Annotated in this window: 12 protein-coding genes, 6 rRNA genes and 1 riboswitch; of the genes, 4 read left to right on the top strand and 14 right to left on the bottom strand. The window is 49.2% G+C overall.

What is annotated here, in order from left to right; all coding sequences use genetic code 11:
* Nucleotides 1-197: 197 nt before the first annotated feature.
* Nucleotides 198-638, top strand: a complete 441-nt coding sequence (locus ACEPST_RS06080; protein WP_204122263.1) for a hypothetical protein — start codon at nucleotides 198-200, stop codon at nucleotides 636-638.
* 49 nt (nucleotides 639-687) lie between these two features.
* Here ACEPST_RS06080 and ACEPST_RS06075 read toward each other — a convergent pair whose 3' ends face one another.
* Entirely contained in the window at nucleotides 688-1,863 is a 1,176-nt protein-coding gene (locus ACEPST_RS06075; RefSeq protein ID WP_204122264.1) for an NADH-dependent flavin oxidoreductase, read from the bottom strand.
* 145 nt (nucleotides 1,864-2,008) lie between these two features.
* Between ACEPST_RS06075 and ACEPST_RS06070 the strand changes: the two genes are divergently transcribed.
* A complete protein-coding gene (locus ACEPST_RS06070; protein WP_204122265.1) occupies nucleotides 2,009-2,566 on the top strand; it encodes a TetR/AcrR family transcriptional regulator in 558 nt (185 codons plus the stop codon).
* Between the two features lie 48 nt (nucleotides 2,567-2,614).
* Here ACEPST_RS06070 and ACEPST_RS06065 read toward each other — a convergent pair whose 3' ends face one another.
* Together ACEPST_RS06065 and ACEPST_RS06060 are read right to left on the bottom strand one after the other, a co-directional pair.
* Nucleotides 2,615-2,878 (bottom strand): hypothetical protein, encoded by a 264-nt coding sequence (locus tag ACEPST_RS06065; protein WP_125765322.1) that lies wholly within the window; start codon nucleotides 2,876-2,878, stop codon nucleotides 2,615-2,617.
* 91 nt (nucleotides 2,879-2,969) lie between these two features.
* Nucleotides 2,970-3,611 carry an SDR family oxidoreductase gene (locus ACEPST_RS06060; RefSeq protein ID WP_204122266.1) on the bottom strand — a complete coding sequence of 214 codons (642 nt, stop codon included), beginning with the start codon at nucleotides 3,609-3,611 and terminating at the stop codon, nucleotides 2,970-2,972.
* A gap of 307 nt (nucleotides 3,612-3,918) precedes the next feature.
* Here ACEPST_RS06060 and ACEPST_RS06055 point away from each other — a divergent pair, with 307 nt between their 5' ends.
* Nucleotides 3,919-4,266 carry a hypothetical protein gene (locus ACEPST_RS06055; protein ID WP_203639696.1) on the top strand — a complete coding sequence of 116 codons (348 nt, stop codon included), beginning with the start codon at nucleotides 3,919-3,921 and terminating at the stop codon, nucleotides 4,264-4,266.
* A 94-nt stretch (nucleotides 4,267-4,360) separates the two neighbouring features.
* Here ACEPST_RS06055 and ACEPST_RS06050 read toward each other — a convergent pair whose 3' ends face one another.
* The 7 genes from ACEPST_RS06050 to ACEPST_RS06020 form a co-directional block, all read right to left on the bottom strand.
* Nucleotides 4,361-4,924, bottom strand: coding sequence for a peroxiredoxin (locus ACEPST_RS06050; protein WP_125765325.1), 564 nt, complete (start codon nucleotides 4,922-4,924; stop codon nucleotides 4,361-4,363).
* Between the two features lie 218 nt (nucleotides 4,925-5,142).
* Nucleotides 5,143-5,309, top strand: a riboswitch (M-box (ykoK) riboswitch).
* 744 nt (nucleotides 5,310-6,053) lie between these two features.
* Nucleotides 6,054-7,340 carry a cation:dicarboxylate symporter family transporter gene (locus tag ACEPST_RS06045; RefSeq protein WP_204122267.1) on the bottom strand — a complete coding sequence of 429 codons (1,287 nt, stop codon included), beginning with the start codon at nucleotides 7,338-7,340 and terminating at the stop codon, nucleotides 6,054-6,056.
* Nucleotides 7,341-7,800: 460 nt separating this feature from the next.
* Nucleotides 7,801-7,917: ribosomal RNA gene (gene rrf / locus ACEPST_RS06040) — 5S ribosomal RNA — on the bottom strand.
* 73 nt (nucleotides 7,918-7,990) lie between these two features.
* Nucleotides 7,991-10,909, bottom strand: a 23S ribosomal RNA gene (locus ACEPST_RS06035).
* A gap of 220 nt (nucleotides 10,910-11,129) precedes the next feature.
* Nucleotides 11,130-12,695: ribosomal RNA gene (locus ACEPST_RS06030) — 16S ribosomal RNA — on the bottom strand.
* Together the 16S, 23S and 5S rRNA genes form the textbook arrangement of a ribosomal RNA operon.
* A gap of 547 nt (nucleotides 12,696-13,242) precedes the next feature.
* Nucleotides 13,243-14,016 carry an ABC transporter permease gene (locus tag ACEPST_RS06025; RefSeq protein WP_204122291.1) on the bottom strand — a complete coding sequence of 258 codons (774 nt, stop codon included), beginning with the start codon at nucleotides 14,014-14,016 and terminating at the stop codon, nucleotides 13,243-13,245.
* A 3-nt stretch (nucleotides 14,017-14,019) separates the two neighbouring features.
* Complete coding sequence (locus ACEPST_RS06020; protein WP_204122290.1) at nucleotides 14,020-14,922, bottom strand: ABC transporter ATP-binding protein; 903 nt, start codon at nucleotides 14,920-14,922, stop codon at nucleotides 14,020-14,022.
* A 142-nt stretch (nucleotides 14,923-15,064) separates the two neighbouring features.
* Between ACEPST_RS06020 and ACEPST_RS06015 the strand changes: the two genes are divergently transcribed.
* On the top strand, nucleotides 15,065-15,649 hold the full coding sequence (locus tag ACEPST_RS06015) for a helix-turn-helix domain-containing protein (protein WP_204122289.1): 585 nt from the start codon (nucleotides 15,065-15,067) through the stop codon (nucleotides 15,647-15,649).
* A gap of 487 nt (nucleotides 15,650-16,136) precedes the next feature.
* Here ACEPST_RS06015 and rrf (ACEPST_RS06010) read toward each other — a convergent pair.
* The 4 genes from rrf (ACEPST_RS06010) to ACEPST_RS05995 form a co-directional block, all read right to left on the bottom strand.
* Nucleotides 16,137-16,253, bottom strand: a 5S ribosomal RNA gene (gene rrf / locus ACEPST_RS06010).
* 73 nt (nucleotides 16,254-16,326) lie between these two features.
* Nucleotides 16,327-19,245, bottom strand: a 23S ribosomal RNA gene (locus ACEPST_RS06005).
* A 220-nt stretch (nucleotides 19,246-19,465) separates the two neighbouring features.
* Nucleotides 19,466-21,031: ribosomal RNA gene (locus ACEPST_RS06000) — 16S ribosomal RNA — on the bottom strand.
* A gap of 512 nt (nucleotides 21,032-21,543) precedes the next feature.
* A complete protein-coding gene (locus ACEPST_RS05995) occupies nucleotides 21,544-22,728 on the bottom strand; it encodes an MFS transporter (protein WP_204122275.1) in 1,185 nt (394 codons plus the stop codon).
* Nucleotides 22,729-22,894 lie beyond the last annotated feature (166 nt).

Genomic DNA, 22,894 nt, shown 5'->3' with positions numbered 1-22,894 from the left:
ATCTTCGGACCTACCAGTAGGTGAATGGTTTTAGTCACCTAGTCACCCGCCGCTAAAATGGCTGTGCCCGAACACTACCATGACCCTTAATCCTTAGCCCACTGTTTTCACTGTCATGACCCTAACCGATTTATTTTTATCACCCACGCGATTAAGGCCACCTATACTGGGACTAAACCAAGTTAGGAGTGATCATCATGAAAACCATCGCGCATTTATCCCCAAAATCTGGGTCGATTTCCCTAGCAGCCTCCCCTCGTCGCTATCTCATTCTGTACCTGCAGGCCCTGCCTGTTTGGCTTATTCTCATCTTGCTAAATTGCCAGTTTACCTTAAACAAATTCAGCTTTACTTGGAACCTGACCTCGTGGTACCTCACCCTCTGTTACGCCACCTTCCCGCTGGTGGCCGTCCTCCTGTCACACCTCCGTGCCAGCTGGCCCCGTCATCCCCACCCAATGGCCCAGGCACCAACGCCACGGGCTAGCATTTACGCGGCCGGTCTGCCCCTAATGCCCTTACGCGATTACACGGTCCCGCACGAGCACTGGTTACCAAAGTTGTTAAGCAATTTTGGTAAGTTTCTCTTTGCGCCACTGATCCTGTTAGCCTACGGATTGTGGCGCGCCTTCAGCTAAAAAACTGCCACCTAGGTCGATGCCCAGGTGGCAGTTTTTGGATTCATTTTTATTTCCGAAATACTAAATCTTCCGCATTCCCTTTTTCAGTCGTGGCTAGTGCGGGTTCAAACCCAATGTGAGCGCCCCCAGCATCCATCCCCGCTAAGAAATCAAAGTATGGTGAGGCAACTCCTAGCTCGTCCAAATCAGCGAGTGGTAAGGTGTAGCGAATGCTGTCTTCGGCCCCGGCTTCGACCTTCTCGACCCAATGTGGCTCGCGAATACTTTCCCGGCCAATCGCAACGAAGTCAATACCAGCTTCCATCACCCGTTCGGCATCGACAGGCGTCTTGACGTTCCCGACAGAAATCAATGGCGTCTCCTGGGTCACGTCTTGAATCTGGTCGATCAGTGGCGTCTTGTCCGTTCGCTCATTGATCGATGGCCGCCAAACATTTCCCATGGAAACGTGGAGGTAGTCCAAGCCCAGGGTGTCCAGCTTCTGAACCAATTTCAGTGTGTCCGCCATCCGAATCCCAGGTTCCTCAATCTCTTCCGGTGAGAAGCGGTAGCCAACGGCAAATGGCCGGTCCGCGTAGGTGGCAACGGCCTTCTGTACCTCGGCCACAACACGTAACGGGAAGGTCATCCGCTTTTCAACGGAGCCGCCCCACTTGTCGGTCCGCCGGTTGCTGTGCGGAGAGAAGAACTGTTGGATCAGGTAGGTGTTGGCGCCGTGGATTTCCACACCGTCAAACCCGGCCTGAATGGCCCGTCGCGTCGCTTCACCAAAGTCGGTGATTGTTTGTTCAATCTCAGCATCCGTTAACTCAGCGGGTGTTTCCATCCCCGGACGCGGGGCGGCAACGGCGCTAGCAGAAACCGGTTGTTGCCCCCGTAAAATGGCAGAACTGGACATCCGACCGGCACTAAAGATCTGCAAAATAGCCTTGGTCCCGTTCTGTTGGATGGTCGTTGCCAACTTCGTCAGGCCAGGAATGAACCGGTCTTCGGCAGCGGATAGCTCGCCCTCAAAACCCTTACCGCGGGCATTGACGTTGGCGACGGGGGTGATAAATAAGCCAACACCCCCAGCATGAATCGCGGCGTACCGCAGTTCATCACGAGAGACTTCCCCATTCGCCAGAGACATGCACTCCGTCATTGGTGGCAAGACGACCCGATTTTTCACGGTCACACCGGATTTCAACGTTGCCGATCTCAGAAATTGATATTGACTCATTTGAACCCCTCCTAAGTTAGTCACAAGAACTTTACTTGTCTACTGTAACAGAATCGCTTATTATTAGTAACGAACGTTTTGTGAAATTTGTTCATATTTGAACAAAAATCCTCAGTTGTCTACTTATTGGAAGGAACACGACCCTATGGATATTCGCCATCAACTCTTACACGCCGTCTACACACTAGCCCAGCGTCAGGCCATTAAAGACATGACCGTTAATGATATTCTCGCGGAAGCTGGGGTCAGTCGCGGCTCTTTTTATAAATATTTTGCTGACAAATATGACGTCGTCAATAGCTACTACGAAGAGGCCATGACCGAGATTTTCAAGGAATGTGACGCCTTTACCTGGCAGGGCATTTTCACCAAGATGACGGTTTACCTGGAAAAGCATCGCGTCTTCTTTCGCACCGCCTTCCAGAATGAGGGGCAAAACGCTTTCACCCAATTCTTCCGCGGCTACCTGAATCAAAAGTTTGCGGCCATTATCACGACCCACAGTAGCCACCAAGCCCTCTCCACTGACGAACGCAAGGCCGTGCGCTTCTTCGTCGATGGCTTCGTCACCTACACACGTCAGTGGATTCTGAGCGACACGCCCCAATCCGCCACTGATTTAGGCTACGAATTGCATTTATTTATGCCTGAAATTTTGTGCCGTATTCGCCTGGATCTGCCCGTCACCAACCCAACCTTTTAAACACAAAAACCGCCTGAGGAGCTGCTCCCCAGACGGTTTTTTATTTCTCTATTGACGCGTGTGGCCACCAGCTGTGGTCCCCGCTAAACGATCTTCAAGTGCCATTTGAATCGCGTGGAGGTTTTCCCAGTGGTCAATTTCAGTGGCGAGGCCTGCTTGCCATTGCGCTTTTTCGCGACTCTTGGCAATGAACCGGTCCCAGTCCATATCGGCCGTGGTCCGGTCTTTTGTCTGCCGCCATTTCGCCCATTCATCAAGGTGGTGCGCTAACTCCAGAGCTTCTGGCGCGTCTAACACTAAGTTCTCAGTCATAACCGTCCCCTCCTTAGCAAATGTTCAGTCGACTACTCTCTATTTCTGTCTTCATTTTAACAAGAAAAATTGACGAACGCGACCATTATGCTCACAACTGGTCAATCACCTGATTAATCGATTGGTCACCCTGCAATAACGGCACGGTCTTGCCGATTGTCTGGGGAGCATGCAGAGCCGCCACTAAGAAGGCAGCGACGTCTTCTCGGGGCACACTACCGACCGCCAACGGGTCACTCTTAATTTTGCCAGTCCCCGGATGAAAGGACAGTGCGCCCGGTTGCACGATGGTGTAATCCAGGTGCGTCTGGTGGACCAGCCAGTTGTCGGCGTAAAATTTCGCCACGTACAACGGCTTCAACGGATCGGCCCAGCGGTTGCGGTCCTCAGCAAATAACATACTGATCATCAAGAAGCGGTGGACGCCAGCAATTTCGGCGGCCTGCATGGTCTTCACAGCACCGTCCAGGTCAATCAGTAGCGTCATATCGTCCCTAGTCCGGCCACCAGAGCCCGCGGCAAAGATGATGGCTTCCGCATCCATAAACGTGCTAGCAATCCGCTCAGGCTTCTCTAGGAGGTCTAGCCGGCGGACAGCGATGCCCTGGTCTTCCCAGTCCTCACCATCTTCATCCGGCCGCAACCCGGCAATCGGTTCATCCCCCTTGGCCAACAGCTGCACCATTAATAGCCGACCCACGTGGCCGTTTGCCCCAACGATCATTACCCGCATCAGTTCTCAAACTCCCTTCCAAACTTTTCATAATCATTATACACTACGGGTTAACTGGATTTTATCTGCGTCTCCGGGATAACCCGTCCTTTCAGTCCAAGGTGCTGCTTGCCTAATTTCGACGTCTGTAAAGCCAAGACCCTATCCGCCTAACTTGCAATCCCACACTATAGAAGTCATTGACAACTGAAATTTTTTGACCAGTCTGCTTTACCCCACTAGCCCCCATGCTATAATGAAGAAAGGGCACCGACCGACTTTGACCGATACTCGCTTTGACACACACATTTTGAGGAGGTCTCAAATTTTGCAAAATCCAGATTTGACCATCACTGACTTGGACGAAAATGCCCAAAACACTGCTCTAACTGATTTTGTCCACTTTTATTTACGGCACTACCGGACCAACGATTTGGAAATCTTGGCTTCGTTTAAAGTTGATTACGCCATGAACGATATCAACATGTACATTTACAGCAATCTGAACTTCAGCCCCGACCAACTGGCCGCTGGGGTTCTGGCTAACAAGCGCGACCTATTCTTAACCATTTTGAAGACGGTCAACCTGCCCTACACGGCAAGTGGTGCGCTCAAAGATTTAACTTGGGACGGCTGGTACGCACAACAGTACGCTGGCATCGCCGAAGGTAAATAAACAAGCAGGCAATGAGGGGCAGGCAGCTGCCTTTTTTTGCGCACTAAAAGGCGCGTCCGGATTACTCTGGACGCGCCTTTTGATAATTTAGTCGTTAAATTTTACCAACCAAGTCTGTCCCCGGCTTCAGCGTTTCTTCGCCCGGATGCCAGTTGGCTGGGCAAACGCGGTCACCGTGCTCTGCCACGAACTGTGCCGCGGTCAACGTCCGCAGAATTTCCTCCGCATTGCGGCCGATACCCATATCGTTGATGGTGTATGAGCGTACCTTACCGGCAGGGTCCAGAATAAAGACGCCCCGGTAGGCCTGTCCTGCCTCTTCGTCCAGCACGTCATAGTGTCGCGCGAGCACTCCGGCTGGGTCAGCAATCATTGGGTATGCCACGTGACCGACCTCATCGCTCTGCTCGTGCCAAGCCTGGTGCACGAACTCCGTATCTTCAGAAATACTATAGATCTCCGCATTCTGTTTCTGAAACGCCGCGTAGTGTGCTGCCAGGTCGCCAAGTTCCGTGGGACAAACGAAAGAAAAGTCGGCTGGATAGAAGAACAACACGGACCAGTGGCCCAGTAAGTCGGTGGGCGTTAAAGACTGTACCTCGCCGTCTTGATAGGCATTGACTTGAAAATCGGGTAACGCAGAACCAATATAATTCATGATTTAAAACTCCCCTCATTCAATTGATAACTTCTAACACACCCCTAGCATACGCGGTTTTCGGTTCGAAATCAAGAATCATTCTAAACTAGAAAAGTATCGAACGTTTGCCTGTTATAAAGGTTTTAATAGTTTGTTATTATAATTATTATTCGCTAGGGATTACGCATTTTTCTTGCATTGTGGGCTGAAAGCAGATATACTAAGTACATAGATAAATTAGAAGCTGTTAGGTGAGGCTCCTATACGGAAAATGCTACTGCTCAGAAACGTCGAGAAACGCCAATGAGTCAGCTGTTCAGGTCAATTCAAGGCCTGATCTAATGTAGCTGTTATGAAATTAACTACGCCGTATAGTGCTAAAACTCAACGACTAGCCAAAATCACACATGTTTTTATTGTGCGCTTAGCTAGTCGTGGCTAAGCGCTTTTAATTTGTCGCAGTTGTCACTGTCGACTTACTACAGGAGGTGATTGAACATGACAACGCAACTTTTAGATGATCCCGGAGCGTGTTATTACTCGCCGGTGGGAAAGTTACAGTCTGTTCAAGCCTCTTGGTTGACGCTTTGAGGAGGACAAACCTCTAGCTTTCCCTATCCCGGACCCCGTAGCTTGATGCGGAGGTTCGACTAGTAGACTTTAAACGGAAACGACTGGCCACTTTATTTCAGACGCTGTCGGTGTTGCAACCGACCGTAACTCGTCTGAACTTCCCGAACTCGTTCGTGTGCCAGTCGGGTTCCACCCACTTAATGGATAACGCAAGCTAGAGTTACCAGTCTTTCTCAGCAACTATGTCACCACAATGCATTGACGTGCTAGTCGCATAGCGTTACACCACGTAGCGATGCTTCACCGTTGGGGGAACCCAGTGGAGAGGAAAACATTTCGTAACTGACGCCGTTTCAACTAGGTCGGTTTTTAATCTCTAACGGTCGATACGACTAATCAATACCAAACCAATCATAAACTGGTTATCAACGCCATCTGATGGCCCCCATGGGCTGATGGGAATCACCCCGCAAGGTGCCACCGCCGTGACGTTGATGAGCTGGTATTACCAAACACGCTTCACTAAAAAGCAGCGAACCAATTCCGAAAAACGAATTGGTTCGCTGCTTTTTTATTATTTTGCTTTTGCCGAGTGAAGATGGTCCAGGTAAACCTGACTCTTCTCCTCGCTAAATTCATGTTCAGATTTCCCAATGATCACGGTTGCCAGGGAGTTCCCCACCACGTTAACGGCGGTCCGTCCCATATCAACTAACCGGTCGATCCCAGCAATAAAGGTTAACCCACTCATAGGCACCCCAATCGTCGAAACCGTCGCCAGTAAGACCACGAAGGACGCACCGGGAACACCGGCCATCCCTTTACTGGTAATCATCAAGACCACTAGCAAGGTAATCTGCTGTCCCAGGCTCAGGTGAATGTGATATGCCTGTGCCAGGAAGAGTGCGGCCAATGACTGGTAAATCGCGGACCCATCCAGGTTGAACGTGTAGCCAGTGGGAATCACAAAGGACACGATGCCTTGGCTAACCCCGAACTTATCCATTTTATCAATCAACCGGGGTAAGGTTGCTTCGGAACTCGCCGTTGAAAAGGCCAAGATGGCTTCATCTTTAATGACGTAGAGCAGGTCCCACAACCGGAACCCGAACAATCGGGCCGCTAAGCCCATGAACACGAGAATGAAGACGGCCATGGTCGCGTAGGCTAAGACGATGAAATACCCCAAAGGTGCCAACGCCGACAGTCCCATTTGCGCGATGGTGACCCCAATCAGCGCACAGACCCCGATGGGCGCCGTGTGCATGACCCAGTTCGTCACGCGGAACATCACTTGCGAGACGGCGTCTAAGGCATCAATAATGACCTGTCCCTGCTTACCAATAGCGGCCGTTCCCAGTCCGAAGAAGACGGAGAAGAAGATGACTGGCATCATGTCCCCTTCAGACAGCGACTTGAAGATATTGGTTGGGATAATCCCCATTAAGGTGGCCCAAATACCAGAGTTCCCAGCCGATTTGGCAGAGGAAACGTACTGACTGATGTCGGTACTATGTAATTGATGAATATCAATGAAGTCCCCGGGTTTAAAGATGTTCCCCACCAACAACCCTAAGGCAATTGCAATCGTGGTCATGATTTCAAAGTAAATGATGGTTTTCCCACCAATCCGGCCCAATTGCTTGATGTCACCCATGTTGGCAATCCCAACGGTCAGGCAGGAAACCACGATTGGCAGAACGATCATTTGAATCAATCCAATAAACATGTTCCCAATGTTTTGCATCGCTGTAATAGCGACCTTGTTCTGATAAAAGACTGCCCCCAGAATAATCCCGAGAATCAATCCAATCAGAATTTGCCACCCTAGACTCAGGCGGTACTTCCGATACTTCTGCATGCTACTGTCACCTGTTCTCTCTTATTTGATAGTTTCAGATAATTTAGGTAGTGATTAGTCACAACAGTCATAATGATAGCACAACGACCCGCCCCGGCAAAGATGGCACACAACCGATTTAAGGTGGGAAAACGCCCTCAGTTAGTCTGTAACGCCATTTAGGTGTGTCAGCTACCACGGAGACGCTAACCGATTTAACGGCCACCTGAGACCAATAAGGGGCTGAATTTACCATTTCTAGTAGCTAGTCCTAATCACTGGCTGTCCTAAGCAATAGATTTTTGTGAAAATATCAATCACGCCGCTATGCGCGATTGGTAAAACGTTTACGCCATTTATATTGAAGAATCTATTTCTGACGCGATTGGAGTGCCAGACGCACTGGCGCTGCGGTCATGCGTCAGTCCTCTTTTAAATTTCTGCACAAAAAAAGGAACCCATCACTGAGTTCCTTACGTTTGCGTGGCAACGTCCTATCCTCGCAGGGGGCGATCCCCCAACTACTATCGGCGTGCTAAAGCTTAACTTCCGTGTTCGGCATGGGAACGGGTGTATCCTTTAGGCTATCGCCACCACACTATAAGAGAACTTATTCCCTCAAAACTAGATATCATCAAATTATTTTCTATGAGAACACCACGTTTTTCAACTTGGTTAAGTCCTCGACCGATTAGTACTGGTCCGCTTCACGTCTCACAACGCTGCCACTTCCAGCCTATCTACCTGATCATCTCTCAGGGGTCTTACTTCCATATAGGAATGGGAAATCTCATCTTGAGGCGAGTTTCACACTTAGATGCTTTCAGCGTTTATCTCATCCATACATAGCTACCCAGCGATGCGCCTGGCGGCACAACTGGTACACCAGAGGTATGTCCATCCCGGTCCTCTCGTACTAAGGACAGCTCCTCTCAAATTTCCTACGCCCGCGACGGATAGGGACCGAACTGTCTCACGACGTTCTGAACCCAGCTCGCGTACCGCTTTAATGGGCGAACAGCCCAACCCTTGGGACCGACTACAGCCCCAGGATGCGATGAGCCGACATCGAGGTGCCAAACCTCCCCGTCGATGTGGACTCTTGGGGGAGATAAGCCTGTTATCCCCAGGGTAGCTTTTATCCGTTGAGCGATGGCCCTTCCATACGGTACCACCGGATCACTAAGCCCGACTTTCGTCCCTGCTCGACCTGTCTGTCTCGCAGTCAAGCTCTCTTCTGCCTTTACACTCAATGAATGATTTCCAACCATTCTGAGAGAACCTTTGGGCGCCTCCGTTACTTTTTAGGAGGCGACCGCCCCAGTCAAACTGCCTACCTGACACTGTCTCCCACCACGATAAGTGGTGCGGGTTAGAGTGTTCACACAGCGAGGGTCGTATCCCACCAGCGCCTCACTCGAAACTAGCGTTCCGAGTTCTACGGCTCCGACCTATCCTGTACAAGCTGTGTCAACACCCAATATCAAGCTACAGTAAAGCTCCATGGGGTCTTTCCGTCCTGTCGCGGGTAACCTGCATCTTCACAGGTAATATAATTTCACCGAGTCTCTTGTTGAGACAGTGCCCAGATCGTTACGCCTTTCGTGCGGGTCGGAACTTACCCGACAAGGAATTTCGCTACCTTAGGACCGTTATAGTTACGGCCGCCGTTTACTGGGGCTTCATTTCTGGGCTTCGCCGAAGCTAACTCATCCACTTAACCTTCCAGCACCGGGCAGGCGTCAGCCCCTATACGTCATCTTACGATTTTGCAGAAACCTGTGTTTTTGATAAACAGTCGCCTGGGCCTTTTCACTGCGGCTACACTTGCGTGTAGCACCCCTTCTCCCGAAGTTACGGGGTCATTTTGCCGAGTTCCTTAACAAGAGTTCACTCGCTCACCTTAGGATACTCTCCTCGACTACCTGTGTCGGTTTGCGGTACGGGTAATTAATTACTAACTAGAAGCTTTTCTCGGCAGTGTGACATCTGGCACTTCCCTACTAAAATTCGGTCCTCGTAACGCCTTGTCCTTAGCAATAAGCATTTAACTCATCACCAGACTTGACGCTTGAACGCACATTTCCAATCGTGCGCATACCATAGCCTGCTGCGTCCCTCCATCGTTCAAACATAATTAACTAGTACAGGAATATCAACCTGTTATCCATCGCCTACGCTTCTCAGCCTCGGCTTAGGTCCCGACTAACCCTGGGAGGACGAGCCTTCCCCAGGAAACCTTAGTCATTCGGTGGATCAGATTCTCACTGATCTTTCGCTACTCATACCGGCATTCTCACTTCTAAGCGCTCCACTAGTCCTTACGATCTAGCTTCGTTGCCCTTAGAACGCTCTCCTATCACGTGACCTAATGGTCACATCCATAATTTCGGTAACATGCTTAGCCCCGGTAAATTTTCGGCGCAGGATCACTCGGCTAGTGAGCTATTACGCACTCTTTAAATGGTGGCTGCTTCTGAGCCAACATCCTAGCTGTCTATGCAACTCCACATCCTTTTCCACTCAGCATGTATTTAGGGACCTTAATTGATGGTCTGGGCTGTTCCCCTTTCGACGGTGGATCTTATCACTCATCGTCTGACTCCCGGATATAAATCAGTGGCATTCGGAGTTTATCTGAATTCAGTAACCCATGACGGGCCCCTAGTCCAAACAGTGGCTCTACCTCCACGATTCTTAATTCCGAGGCTAACCCTAAAGCTATTTCGGAGAGAACCAGCTATCTCCAAGTTCGTTTGGAATTTCACCGCTATCCACACCTCATCCCAGCATTTTTCAACATACACGGGTTCGGTCCTCCAGTGCGCTTTACCGCACCTTCAACCTGGACATGGATAGGTCACCTGGTTTCGGGTCTACATCAATTTACTGAAACGCCCGTTTCAGACTCGCTTTCGCTACGGCTCCGGTCTTTACACCTTAACCTTGCAAATTAACGTAACTCGCCGGTTCATTCTACAAAAGGCACGCTATCACCCATTAACGGGCTCTAACTAATTGTAGGCACATGGTTTCAGGAACTATTTCACTCCGCTTCCGCGGTGCTTTTCACCTTTCCCTCACGGTACTGGTTCACTATCGGTCACTAGGGAGTATTTAGCCTTGGGAGATGGTCCTCCCGGTTTCCGACCACGTTTCACGTGTGTGGCCGTACTCAGGATCCTGAACTGAGGGCCAACGATTTCATCTACGGGGGTATCACCCGCTATGCCACGCCTTCCCAGACGTTTCGATTATCATTGACTTTGGTAACTCAAATGTTCAGTCCTACAACCCCAACAAGCAAGCTTGTTGGTTTGGGCTATTCCCCGTTCGCTCGCCGCTACTTAGGGAATCGATTTTTCTTTCTATTCCTGTGGGTACTTAGATGTTTCAGTTCCCCACGTCTGCCTCAATTCAAGTATGTATTCCCTGAATTGTAATAGTCGGTTAAAACTACTGGGTTTCCCCATTCGGAAATCTCCGGATCAAAGCTTACGTACAGCTCCCCGAAGCATATCGGTGTTAGTCCCGTCCTTCATCGGCTCCTAGTACCAAGGCATCCACCATGCGCCCTTCATAACTTAACCTAACGATTACTTCGTAATCGTTGATTAATTGAGTATTAGCGATAAAAACTAATTAAAAACTCAAAAAAATTCGCAGTGTTCTCGGTTTAATTATTAATAAAAATAATTATTAGAAAATATTTGATAATATCTAGTTTTCAAAGAACAAGTTAGAGAGGTAAGCCCCTCAAAACTGACCATTGTTTCGACAAAGTATGTGTAGCCTCCGTATATTCCTTAGAAAGGAGGTGATCCAGCCGCAGGTTCTCCTACGGCTACCTTGTTACGACTTCACCCTAATCATCTGTCCCACCTTAGACGGCTGACTCCCGAAGGTTATCTCACCGGCTTTGGGTGTTACAAACTCTCATGGTGTGACGGGCGGTGTGTACAAGGCCCGGGAACGTATTCACCGCGGCATGCTGATCCGCGATTACTAGCGATTCCAACTTCATGTAGGCGAGTTGCAGCCTACAATCCGAACTGAGAACGGCTTTAAGAGATTAGCTTAGCCTCACGACTTCGCAACTCGTTGTACCGTCCATTGTAGCACGTGTGTAGCCCAGGTCATAAGGGGCATGATGATTTGACGTCATCCCCACCTTCCTCCGGTTTGTCACCGGCAGTCTCACCAGAGTGCCCAACTTAATGCTGGCAACTGATAATAAGGGTTGCGCTCGTTGCGGGACTTAACCCAACATCTCACGACACGAGCTGACGACAACCATGCACCACCTGTATCCATGTCCCCGAAGGGAACGTCCTATCTCTAGGATTTGCATAGTATGTCAAGACCTGGTAAGGTTCTTCGCGTAGCTTCGAATTAAACCACATGCTCCACCGCTTGTGCGGGCCCCCGTCAATTCCTTTGAGTTTCAACCTTGCGGTCGTACTCCCCAGGCGGAGTGCTTAATGCGTTAGCTGCGGCACTGAAGGGCGGAAACCCTCCAACACCTAGCACTCATCGTTTACGGCATGGACTACCAGGGTATCTAATCCTGTTCGCTACCCATGCTTTCGAGCCTCAGCGTCAGTTACAGACTAGACAGCCGCCTTCGCCACTGGTGTTCTTCCATATATCTACGCATTCCACCGCTACACATGGAGTTCCACTGTCCTCTTCTGCACTCAAGTTACCCAGTTTCCGATGCACTTCTCCGGTTAAGCCGAAGGCTTTCACATCAGACTTAAGAAACCGCCTGCGCTCGCTTTACGCCCAATAAATCCGGACAACGCTTGCCACCTACGTATTACCGCGGCTGCTGGCACGTAGTTAGCCGTGGCTTTCTGGTTAAATACCGTCAACTTCTGAACAGTTACTCTCAGAAGTGTTCTTCTTTAACAACAGAGTTTTACGAGCCGAAACCCTTCTTCACTCACGCGGCATTGCTCCATCAGACTTTCGTCCATTGTGGAAGATTCCCTACTGCTGCCTCCCGTAGGAGTTTGGGCCGTGTCTCAGTCCCAATGTGGCCGATTACCCTCTCAGGTCGGCTACGTATCATTGTCTTGGTGGGCCTTTACCTCACCAACTAACTAATACGCCGCGGGATCATCCAGAAGTGATAGCCGAAGCCACCTTTCAAACAAGAACCATGCGGTTCTTGTTGTTATACGGTATTAGCACCTGTTTCCAAGTGTTATCCCCTGCTTCTGGGCAGATTTCCCACGTGTTACTCACCAGTTCGCCACTCGCTTCAATGTTAAAATCAGTGCAAGCACGTCATTCAACGGAAGCTCGTTCGACTTGCATGTATTAGGCATGCCGCCAGCGTTCGTCCTGAGCCAGGATCAAACTCTCATCTTAAAGATGATGCTTGAATAGCTCATCGATTGTTGTTACTTTTTGTTATAAAAGCGAATTGACTTCGCAAATATTGTTTGGGTTTGATACCAAGTATCAAACCGCCCTACACATATTTGGTTTGTCGAAACAATGTTCAGTTTTCAAAGGTCTACCAGTTATCTGCTCTCGCAGACAACTTAATCATCATATCATTTAACTGATTTGATGTCAACAAGAAGCTTTATTTAATCAACAACTTGTTAAATGTGCTTCCTAACGAAGCAGCTCAATTAATATACCATTTTGTTAGACTACTTGTCAACAAGCAATTTAACTTTTTAAATTAATGAGTCGCTGTCGTAAAAGACAACTTAGATAATATACCATGCACATCAATCCACTGTCAACAAAAATCCTAAATTAATATCGATAACCCACTATTCGTTTGGAGCGGCTCCAGGACCGTCCCTCGCTCGCCCCCTACCACGGGCCAGAAGTCTCTTTTGGTAGGATGTCGCCGTGACGCTTGCCACCCTGTCTAATTTGCAACTCATATTTCCGGCCAAGCCTAAATCCGCCGTCTCGAAAAGATCACCGCACCGACCGCTACAAAGAATAACGCCCACACAAGACTGCCGACACTCAACTGCTGAATCGTCAAATGGGTCACGTTCTGCTGATAACTGGGATTGGCATACTCCTCCTGTAAGAATAACATGTTAAACGGATTCCATTTCATCACAGGCACTAACGACTTAAACGACTGCAATAACAAACTGGATACCCCTTCCCCCACAAAACAGACACCCATACCAATAGCGATGGCTGCCGCATTGTTATGACTACAGCTTGCCAGCAAGAAGACCAGTCCAATAATCATCATGCCACCATACATATCCAGCCCCGCATTAGTCACTAGATTAGCTAATAGCGATTGGTGATAGAGATACATGGTCTGCCAGTGTAGGCCCCGACCAGCACTAATCTTGAGCAATAGCGTCACAAGGATGGCCAACCCATGACCTAACACGCTATACCCGAGAACTAGGACATACTTCCCCACAAAAATCGTCCAGCGATGATTCACCTGCGTCGCCAACTGTTTGATTGTCCCATACTCGAATTCCATGGTCACACAGCTAGCGCCAATCACAATGATGAGCATCGTCAGCCATTGAAACCCACCATACGCCGATGAAATATAAAATTTCTGATCACTGACTGATGCGCCGTGAGCCGTCGTGGCCAGTCCGCCCATTAAACCCACCAAGATGACGGGGGCCAGCCACGCCATCCGTTGATGTCTGAATTTAAAAATCTCCTGCTGCATTAATTGTCCCATGGTCTATGCCTTCCTCTCTGCCAATAAGCGTAACAAGACTGTCTCTAAATCTTCCCGGTGCTGGTTTATCTTTAAAATTTGAAGATGCGCGTCGAGAAGGGTCTGCAGTAAGGGCGTCAACGCAACCGGCTTCGTCACGATTAAGTTGCTGCCCCGCTGTGTCACTGGATAGTCTGCCTGTAAAAGCACCTGCAACCCTCGGGCATTTTCCGTCGTCCGTACCACTAATGTTTGCCGCGCCGATTCCTGAAGTTGCGCCATCGTCCGTTGTAGCAACACTTCTCCCTGATCAATTAAAATCACCGTATCAATGATCTTTTCCAGCTCACTCAAAATATGGCTGGAAATTAAAAATGTGGTCCCTTCCCCTGCCAACTGACCAATCAAATGACGTAGTCGCTTAACCGATTGGGGGTCTAAGCCATTCATCGGCTCGTCTAATATGACTAACCGTGGGCGATTCACCAACGCCATGGCAATTCCCAGCTTTTGTTTCATACCGAGTGAATACCGCTTGGCCGGCCGGTGAATATAGGTTTCCATTTGGAGGGCCTGCACCACCCATGTCATTTGTTCCACGGAAGTCGTCATCAGTTGCAAATGTTGCCAGCCAGTCAGAAATGGATAAATTGCTGGGCGTTCGATGAGCGCGCCTACCTGTTGGGTCACAACAGTATGGGTATTGACTGAAACGGGTTGTCCCAAAATCCGAACGTTGCCAGCATCCGTGGCTAGCAGTCCCAATAAGGCTTTCATAATGGTCGTCTTGCCCGCACCATTGGGCCCGACTAATCCGACAACTTCGCCAGTTGAAAAGGCGAAATTCACATCACGTAAGACCACATGGCGACCGAACTTTTTCCGTAGCCCGGTTACCTGAATCATTTTCACTTGTCCATTTTGCACTGGACATCATCTCCTCTACTCCCATTCAGCGTACCCGTTCAAATCCCCGAATGATACGGATGCTAGCGAGAATAGCTTGCTATTTTCAGACGATTCTCTATGATAGAGTCAATAGCAATTATCAAGGAAGTGAGGTGCCCCCATGGCATCGACAGAACTAGGCGCGCGTTTGAAAAAATTCCGCCAAACGCAACAGCTGACCCAAACGGCACTGGCAGACCAACTACACGTCTCACGGCAGACCGTTTCCAGCTGGGAGACTGGCCGGAACCAACCGGACATCGCCACCATTACCCAATTAGCTACTCTATATGCCGTCCCAGTAGATAACCTCTTACAGGACACAGCAACCGTCCCCGTAACGAAACCAGTTGCCCACCCAAACGCCAGCCTATTAGTCGTCCTCTTCGGCGTTCTCCTGGTGGAACGTGTCACCCAATTTTCAACGTTCCCTGCTCTTTACTGGATGGACTTCCTCATCCTCTTGCTGATCGGTCTTATGCTCAACTTGGGCATTGCCCGGCGCCACCCGAACACTTGGACGAAGCGGATACATTGGATTGGCTTAACGGTATTTGCCGCACTCAGTCTCGTTAGTGGGAGTATCAACGCCTTTAACATGGGCTTTGGCCTAATGACGACCTGCCAATTCAGTGGCCTGGTCGTTATCATTGCATTGATCAGAAAGTGCTGGCAATCGCGATCAACTAAGGTTACACAACGCTAGAGTAATCGTTATCTATAAGGACTACTGTAACTGCTCACAAAAAAGGTAACGACCTTCCTACATGGAAGTGCCGTTACCTTTTTTAAATTGGCTATTCTTCTAATCCTTAGTGGGTCTTGCTTAGTGGGCCAGTACTCGTTTTTGACGGTAATGTGTTCGATATCGACCATTTGAAATGGACGCCGATTTAGCCGCGCATCACTATCAGAACTGGAACGTCCACAATCCAAACGCTATAGAATCCGAAAGCGTTCCGTCAACTCAAGGTACCGTCCATGACGTACTGCGGTTTTGATTCGGTTGCACGTGTTCCTTAATCATAGATGGAAGACATGCCCCGTAGCTTCAGAAAATCGTCCAAATCTACACGTCCATTTTGTTTCTGACGCGACCGGGGTGCCCGTCTTACTTCTGCTGCGGTCATGCGCCAGTCCTCTTTTAAATTTCTGCACAAAAAAAGGAACCCATCACTGGGTTCCATACGTTTGCGTGGCAACGTCCTATCCTCGCAGGGGGCGATCCCCCAACTACTATCGGCGTGCTAAAGCTTAACTTCCGTGTTCGGCATGGGAACGGGTGTATCCTTTAGGCTATCGCCACCACACTATAAGAGAACTTATTCCCTCAAAACTAGATATCATCAAATTATTTTCTATGAGAACACCACGTTTTTCAACTTGGTTAAGTCCTCGACCGATTAGTACTGGTCCGCTTCACGTCTCACAACGCTGCCACTTCCAGCCTATCTACCTGATCATCTCTCAGGGGTCTTACTTCCATATAGGAATGGGAAATCTCATCTTGAGGCGAGTTTCACACTTAGATGCTTTCAGCGTTTATCTCATCCATACATAGCTACCCAGCGATGCGCCTGGCGGCACAACTGGTACACCAGAGGTATGTCCATCCCGGTCCTCTCGTACTAAGGACAGCTCCTCTCAAATTTCCTACGCCCGCGACGGATAGGGACCGAACTGTCTCACGACGTTCTGAACCCAGCTCGCGTACCGCTTTAATGGGCGAACAGCCCAACCCTTGGGACCGACTACAGCCCCAGGATGCGATGAGCCGACATCGAGGTGCCAAACCTCCCCGTCGATGTGGACTCTTGGGGGAGATAAGCCTGTTATCCCCAGGGTAGCTTTTATCCGTTGAGCGATGGCCCTTCCATACGGTACCACCGGATCACTAAGCCCGACTTTCGTCCCTGCTCGACCTGTCTGTCTCGCAGTCAAGCTCTCTTCTGCCTTTACACTCAATGAATGATTTCCAACCATTCTGAGAGAACCTTTGGGCGCCTCCGTTACTTTTTAGGAGGCGACCGCCCCAGTCAAACTGCCTACCTGACACTGTCTCCCACCACGATAAGTGGTGCGGGTTAGAGTGTTCACACAGCGAGGGTCGTATCCCACCAGCGCCTCACTCGAAACTAGCGTTCCGAGTTCTACGGCTCCGACCTATCCTGTACAAGCTGTGTCAACACCCAATATCAAGCTACAGTAAAGCTCCATGGGGTCTTTCCGTCCTGTCGCGGGTAACCTGCATCTTCACAGGTAATATAATTTCACCGAGTCTCTTGTTGAGACAGTGCCCAGATCGTTACGCCTTTCGTGCGGGTCGGAACTTACCCGACAAGGAATTTCGCTACCTTAGGACCGTTATAGTTACGGCCGCCGTTTACTGGGGCTTCATTTCTGGGCTTCGCCGAAGCTAACTCATCCACTTAACCTTCCAGCACCGGGCAGGCGTCAGCCCCTATACGTCATCTTACGATTTTGCAGAAACCTGTGTTTTTGATAAACAGTCGCCTGGGCCTTTTCACTGCGGCTACACTTGCGTGTAGCACCCCTTCTCCCGAAGTTACGGGGTCATTTTGCCGAGTTCCTTAACAAGAGTTCACTCGCTCACCTTAGGATACTCTCCTCGACTACCTGTGTCGGTTTGCGGTACGGGTAATTAATTACTAACTAGAAGCTTTTCTCGGCAGTGTGACATCTGGCACTTCCCTACTAAAATTCGGTCCTCGTAACGCCTTGTCCTTAGCAATAAGCATTTAACTCATCACCAGACTTGACGCTTGAACGCACATTTCCAATCGTGCGCATACCATAGCCTGCTGCGTCCCTCCATCGTTCAAACATAATTAACTAGTACAGGAATATCAACCTGTTATCCATCGCCTACGCTTCTCAGCCTCGGCTTAGGTCCCGACTAACCCTGGGAGGACGAGCCTTCCCCAGGAAACCTTAGTCATTCGGTGGATCAGATTCTCACTGATCTTTCGCTACTCATACCGGCATTCTCACTTCTAAGCGCTCCACTAGTCCTTACGATCTAGCTTCGTTGCCCTTAGAACGCTCTCCTATCACGTGACCTAATGGTCACATCCATAATTTCGGTAACATGCTTAGCCCCGGTAAATTTTCGGCGCAGGATCACTCGGCTAGTGAGCTATTACGCACTCTTTAAATGGTGGCTGCTTCTGAGCCAACATCCTAGCTGTCTATGCAACTCCACATCCTTTTCCACTCAGCATGTATTTAGGGACCTTAATTGATGGTCTGGGCTGTTCCCCTTTCGACGGTGGATCTTATCACTCATCGTCTGACTCCCGGATATAAATCAGTGGCATTCGGAGTTTATCTGAATTCAGTAACCCATGACGGGCCCCTAGTCCAAACAGTGGCTCTACCTCCACGATTCTTAATTCCGAGGCTAACCCTAAAGCTATTTCGGAGAGAACCAGCTATCTCCAAGTTCGTTTGGAATTTCACCGCTATCCACACCTCATCCCAGCATTTTTCAACATACACGGGTTCGGTCCTCCAGTGCGCTTTACCGCACCTTCAACCTGGACATGGATAGGTCACCTGGTTTCGGGTCTACATCAATTTACTGAAACGCCCGTTTCAGACTCGCTTTCGCTACGGCTCCGGTCTTTACACCTTAACCTTGCAAATTAACGTAACTCGCCGGTTCATTCTACAAAAGGCACGCTATCACCCATTAACGGGCTCTAACTAATTGTAGGCACATGGTTTCAGGAACTATTTCACTCCGCTTCCGCGGTGCTTTTCACCTTTCCCTCACGGTACTGGTTCACTATCGGTCACTAGGGAGTATTTAGCCTTGGGAGATGGTCCTCCCGGTTTCCGACCACGTTTCACGTGTGTGGCCGTACTCAGGATCCTGAACTGAGGGCCAACGATTTCATCTACGGGGGTATCACCCGCTATGCCACGCCTTCCCAGACGTTTCGATTATCATTGACTTTGGTAACTCAAATGTTCAGTCCTACAACCCCAACAAGCAAGCTTGTTGGTTTGGGCTATTCCCCGTTCGCTCGCCGCTACTTAGGGAATCGATTTTTCTTTCTATTCCTGTGGGTACTTAGATGTTTCAGTTCCCCACGTCTGCCTCAATTCAAGTATGTATTCCCTGAATTGTAATAGTCGGTTAAAACTACTGGGTTTCCCCATTCGGAAATCTCCGGATCAAAGCTTACGTACAGCTCCCCGAAGCATATCGGTGTTAGTCCCGTCCTTCATCGGCTCCTAGTACCAAGGCATCCACCATGCGCCCTTCATAACTTAACCTAACGATTACTTCGTAATCGTTGATTAATTGAGTATTAGCGATAAAAACTAATTAAAAACTCAAAAAAATTCGCAGTGTTCTCGGTTTAATTATTAATAAAAATAATTATTAGAAAATATTTGATAATATCTAGTTTTCAAAGAACAAGTTAGAGAGGTAAGCCCCTCAAAACTGACCATTGTTTCGACAAAGTATGTGTAGCCTCCGTATATTCCTTAGAAAGGAGGTGATCCAGCCGCAGGTTCTCCTACGGCTACCTTGTTACGACTTCACCCTAATCATCTGTCCCACCTTAGACGGCTGACTCCCGAAGGTTATCTCACCGGCTTTGGGTGTTACAAACTCTCATGGTGTGACGGGCGGTGTGTACAAGGCCCGGGAACGTATTCACCGCGGCATGCTGATCCGCGATTACTAGCGATTCCAACTTCATGTAGGCGAGTTGCAGCCTACAATCCGAACTGAGAACGGCTTTAAGAGATTAGCTTAGCCTCACGACTTCGCAACTCGTTGTACCGTCCATTGTAGCACGTGTGTAGCCCAGGTCATAAGGGGCATGATGATTTGACGTCATCCCCACCTTCCTCCGGTTTGTCACCGGCAGTCTCACCAGAGTGCCCAACTTAATGCTGGCAACTGATAATAAGGGTTGCGCTCGTTGCGGGACTTAACCCAACATCTCACGACACGAGCTGACGACAACCATGCACCACCTGTATCCATGTCCCCGAAGGGAACGTCCTATCTCTAGGATTTGCATAGTATGTCAAGACCTGGTAAGGTTCTTCGCGTAGCTTCGAATTAAACCACATGCTCCACCGCTTGTGCGGGCCCCCGTCAATTCCTTTGAGTTTCAACCTTGCGGTCGTACTCCCCAGGCGGAGTGCTTAATGCGTTAGCTGCGGCACTGAAGGGCGGAAACCCTCCAACACCTAGCACTCATCGTTTACGGCATGGACTACCAGGGTATCTAATCCTGTTCGCTACCCATGCTTTCGAGCCTCAGCGTCAGTTACAGACTAGACAGCCGCCTTCGCCACTGGTGTTCTTCCATATATCTACGCATTCCACCGCTACACATGGAGTTCCACTGTCCTCTTCTGCACTCAAGTTACCCAGTTTCCGATGCACTTCTCCGGTTAAGCCGAAGGCTTTCACATCAGACTTAAGAAACCGCCTGCGCTCGCTTTACGCCCAATAAATCCGGACAACGCTTGCCACCTACGTATTACCGCGGCTGCTGGCACGTAGTTAGCCGTGGCTTTCTGGTTAAATACCGTCAACTTCTGAACAGTTACTCTCAGAAGTGTTCTTCTTTAACAACAGAGTTTTACGAGCCGAAACCCTTCTTCACTCACGCGGCATTGCTCCATCAGACTTTCGTCCATTGTGGAAGATTCCCTACTGCTGCCTCCCGTAGGAGTTTGGGCCGTGTCTCAGTCCCAATGTGGCCGATTACCCTCTCAGGTCGGCTACGTATCATTGTCTTGGTGGGCCTTTACCTCACCAACTAACTAATACGCCGCGGGATCATCCAGAAGTGATAGCCGAAGCCACCTTTCAAACAAGAACCATGCGGTTCTTGTTGTTATACGGTATTAGCACCTGTTTCCAAGTGTTATCCCCTGCTTCTGGGCAGATTTCCCACGTGTTACTCACCAGTTCGCCACTCGCTTCAATGTTAAAATCAGTGCAAGCACGTCATTCAACGGAAGCTCGTTCGACTTGCATGTATTAGGCATGCCGCCAGCGTTCGTCCTGAGCCAGGATCAAACTCTCATCTTAAAGATGATGCTTGAATAGCTCATCGATTGTTGTTACTTTATTTGTTATAAAAGCGAATTGACTTCGCAAATATTGTTTGGGTTTGATACCAAGTATCAAACCGCCCTACACATATTTGGTTTGTCGAAACAATGTTCAGTTTTCAAAGGTCTACCAGTTATCTGCTCTCGCAGACAACTTAATCATCATATCATTTAACTGATTTGATGTCAACAAGAAGTTTGATTTAACAACGTTTCTCGTTGATGGCTACTTCCAACGAAGCAACTTAATTAATATATCATTTTGTCGTCATGCTTGTCAACAACTATTTTCAATCTTTCGAATTGGTCTAGTTGGTTAATCGCCGTGACAACGTATATAACTATACCAACCACAGCCCGCCCCGTCAACTAAAATAGGCGAAAAATGAAAATAATTTTCAAAGCCGAATGGTTGTCGTGAAAACAACAAAAAACGACCGAGTTAATCGGTCGTTTTACCAGGGAACGCCTGGTGATAGTTCGCATCAATTATGACTGACGTTTGAGCGCCGGGACCACGCCGACTAAAAAGCCCAACGCAATCACCGCATCAACGATGGCACAGAACCAAAAAAGTAAGTGAAACGACCCCAAATGGGCAATGACCACACCACCTAGCACTGGGCCTAACGCTTTACCTAATGAAGAAAACGCATTGACGAGTCCTTGATACTTACCTTCGTTCCCCACCGTATATAAATTGATCAGCGCGGGGACTCCCGGAACATACACAGCCTCCCCTATCGTTAGGAGGGTCATTGCTGCAAATAGCACCACCACACCAGATTCACTAGTTAATAGAAGAAAAGAACTGCCAATTGCCACTAAACCACCCAGAATTTGCCAAGGCAACACCTTGCTATGACTGACTTTTGCCATCAAAGCTTGCACGACAATTAGGAGCACACCATTGTACACCCAGAGCGTGCTATACAATTTGATTCCCAAGCCCTCATTTTGAATGTAGACCGACACGTTACTCATCCACTGGGCATAGGTAATCCACATAAACACCAGACTCAGGAGAATGATGACGAGACTCATTCGTGATAAGCGGCCACCCGTGGTTGGGTGAGCGGTCGCACTCGGTGTTGCTTGCCGCGGCGTCTGACCGGCAGACTGCCTTTCGAAACTTCCTGCCCGCCAACTCCAGAGAATGGCCGCAAGCACGTAGCAACTTAGCAGCAGGCCAAAGATGGGCTTCAAACTATTATGGTAGAGAACCCCAATACTAGCTGTCCCCACTACCAGGCCGACATTGATAAAAATGTAGAGCAGATTGAATAACCGACCGTCGAGATGGCTGAGTTGGGCGGTCATCGCCGTAATCAGGGTTAGCATGCCCCCGGTCAATAGGCCAAAGACCACTAATACAATCGGATAGGCGATGATGCCGTTCCAGAAGAAGCCAATCACCGCATCGATGATCAAGCCGACCAGCATCCCTACCCCGACTGTTCTTGCCGAGTAGTGATCCGTCAACACACCACCGAGGTACCCCCCCAGAACATTACAACCGGAGTAAGCCGCCAGGATCAAGCCGCTTTGAACCAGATTTAAGTGGAGGTCACCGTGCAGGTAGATGGTGGTTAACGGCCACATCACACTATAGGCCGTGTTCACCAAAAATCCGAGCAGTAACAACGGCCACATTTTGCGCATTAATCTTAACATGACTGATACTTGACCCCCTTTTTAAACGTGAATGTGCTAAGTCTATCATGTTTACCCAACCACTCGAAAGGGGGTTCCCGAAATCTCTGCAGCTCTTTGACCGGATTGGCAAAATTGCCTGAACCACTCTCCCCCGATTGCCGGGTCCCTCGCGTCCCGCATTAGC

The organism is Levilactobacillus sp. FUA 3915 (assembly GCF_044053135.1).
In the GTDB taxonomy this organism is placed as follows: Bacteria; Bacillota; Bacilli; order Lactobacillales; family Lactobacillaceae; genus Levilactobacillus; species Levilactobacillus lanxiensis.
This window is presented reverse-complemented; position numbering and strand designations above follow the sequence as displayed.

Coding starts and splice junctions, on each gene's coding strand:
- ACEPST_RS06070 (WP_204122265.1), top strand. CDS start 2,009: ATGGATATTCGCCATCAACTCTTACACGCCGTCTACACACTAGCCCAG.
- ACEPST_RS05995 (WP_204122275.1), bottom strand. CDS start 22,728: ATGTTAAGATTAATGCGCAAAATGTGGCCGTTGTTACTGCTCGGATTT.
- ACEPST_RS06015 (WP_204122289.1), top strand. CDS start 15,065: ATGGCATCGACAGAACTAGGCGCGCGTTTGAAAAAATTCCGCCAAACG.
- ACEPST_RS06080 (WP_204122263.1), top strand. CDS start 198: ATGAAAACCATCGCGCATTTATCCCCAAAATCTGGGTCGATTTCCCTA.
- ACEPST_RS06075 (WP_204122264.1), bottom strand. CDS start 1,863: ATGAGTCAATATCAATTTCTGAGATCGGCAACGTTGAAATCCGGTGTG.
- ACEPST_RS06050 (WP_125765325.1), bottom strand. CDS start 4,924: ATGAATTATATTGGTTCTGCGTTACCCGATTTTCAAGTCAATGCCTAT.
- ACEPST_RS06060 (WP_204122266.1), bottom strand. CDS start 3,611: ATGCGGGTAATGATCGTTGGGGCAAACGGCCACGTGGGTCGGCTATTA.
- ACEPST_RS06045 (WP_204122267.1), bottom strand. CDS start 7,340: ATGCAGAAGTATCGGAAGTACCGCCTGAGTCTAGGGTGGCAAATTCTG.
- ACEPST_RS06065 (WP_125765322.1), bottom strand. CDS start 2,878: ATGACTGAGAACTTAGTGTTAGACGCGCCAGAAGCTCTGGAGTTAGCG.
- ACEPST_RS06025 (WP_204122291.1), bottom strand. CDS start 14,016: ATGGGACAATTAATGCAGCAGGAGATTTTTAAATTCAGACATCAACGG.